This is a genomic window from Campylobacter sp. TTU-622 (assembly GCF_016598965.1).
Lineage (GTDB): Bacteria > Campylobacterota > Campylobacteria > Campylobacterales > Campylobacteraceae > Campylobacter_D.
Map to the genome: position 1 here is coordinate 1 of NZ_JAENKR010000154.1, position 1,465 is coordinate 1,465.

At 23.8% G+C, this 1,465-nt stretch carries 3 protein-coding genes; all 3 read left to right on the top strand.

The genetic code is table 11. The annotated features are described in order from the left end of the window. Positions 1-303, top strand: a 303-nt coding sequence (gene lptC / locus JG677_RS08110; RefSeq protein ID WP_200286131.1) for an LPS export ABC transporter periplasmic protein LptC, incomplete at its 5' end; no start/stop codon positions are given. Then, on the top strand, positions 285-749 hold the full coding sequence (lptA, locus tag JG677_RS08115) for a lipopolysaccharide transport periplasmic protein LptA (protein ID WP_200170172.1): 465 nt from the start codon (positions 285-287) through the stop codon (positions 747-749). The genes lptC and lptA, both read left to right, overlap by 19 nt. Further along, positions 746-1,336: a ribosome biogenesis GTP-binding protein YihA/YsxC gene (gene yihA / locus JG677_RS08120; protein WP_200170171.1), complete on the top strand. Its 591-nt coding sequence runs from the start codon at positions 746-748 to the stop codon at positions 1,334-1,336. The genes lptA and yihA overlap by 4 nt, the downstream gene beginning before the upstream one ends. Positions 1,337-1,465: the final 129 nt, after the last annotated feature.

The window sequence follows — 1,465 nt, forward strand, 5'->3', positions numbered from 1 at the left end:
GTTTTTCATTATTTTACTACTTTAAATTTTGATTTTAATTTAAGTGCTAATACTTCAGAACTTTTAAATGATCAAAAAAATAAAATTGTATTTGAAGGTAATGTAAGTTATAGCGATCTAAATGGAACAAAGATTTTAAGTCAAAAAGTAAAATTTAATCCTGATGATAAGATTTTAAGTACCGATGTAGGCTTTAAAGCTTTTTTAAATAAGAATCGTGTCGATGGAAATATTTTAGTTTATGATTTAAAAAAGAATACATTGCAAGTTGAAGGAGTTCAAGCGTGGATACAAGAAAAATAATTTTTCTTTTGATATTTATATTGCAGTATTCTTTTGCTACGCAAATTGAAGTAAAGGCTTTGAGTTTTTATTTAGATGAGAATGCAGGTAAGAGTACTTTAAGTGGCAATGTTGAAGTAAAAAAAGGAAAAGATATTTTAAATTCGGATAAATTGGTTATTTATATGGATAAAAATAAAAAACCAATAAAGTATGAAGCAATACAAAATGCTAAATTTGAAATTTATTTAGAAGATAAGATTTATAAAGGAAGTGGGGATCGTTTAATTTATAATGTATTAAAAGATACTTATGAAATTAATGGTAATGCCATTGTTAATGAAGTTACAACAAATAAAAAAATTTATGGCGATAAAATAGTTATTGATAGAAAAAACAATACGTATCTTGTTGAAAGCAAAGATAAAAATCCCGTCCGTTTTGTTTTTGATGTGGAACAAAAATGATTTATAAAGCTAAATTTTTTTCTTCTTTTGAGTGTATTAGTGATACTATGCCATCTAATTTTAGCGAAGTAGCTTTTTTAGGAAGATCAAATGTTGGAAAAAGCTCGCTTATTAATGCACTTTGCAAGCAAAAAAATCTTGCAAAAAGCTCATCAACTCCAGGTAAAACACAGCTAATTAATTTTTTTGAAGTTTTTTGTAGCAAAGAAGAAGAAAAATTTAGCATTTATTTTATTGATTTACCTGGTTTTGGCTATGCAAAAGTTTCTAAAAAAACAAAAGAAATATGGAATAAAAATTTAAACGAATTTTTAAGATTAAGAACTTCAATAAAACTTTTTATTTTACTTATAGATTCAAGACATATAAATTTGGAAATTGATTTAAATGTTCTGCAATATTTGCAAAATATTTTAAGAAATGATCAAAAAATTTTACGTGTTTTTACTAAAAGCGATAAATTAAATCAAAGTCAGAAAAATAAAATCAAGGTTAATTTTAAAGATGCGTATTTGGTTTCAAGTGCAAATAAAGAGGGCTTGTTAGAACTTGAAAAAGAAATAATCTTAAAGACTTTAGGTTTTTAAATGAAAAATCAGCAAATTCATAATGTGCATTTTAATTTAATTTATTTTTTTATAGCTTTAGTTTTGATTATTTATGAAATTTTAAGTTCTATTTTTATTTATTTACCTGTATTTTATGGAGTATTTTTT

Coding starts and splice junctions, on each gene's coding strand:
- yihA (WP_200170171.1), top strand. CDS start 746: ATGATTTATAAAGCTAAATTTTTTTCTTCTTTTGAGTGTATTAGTGAT.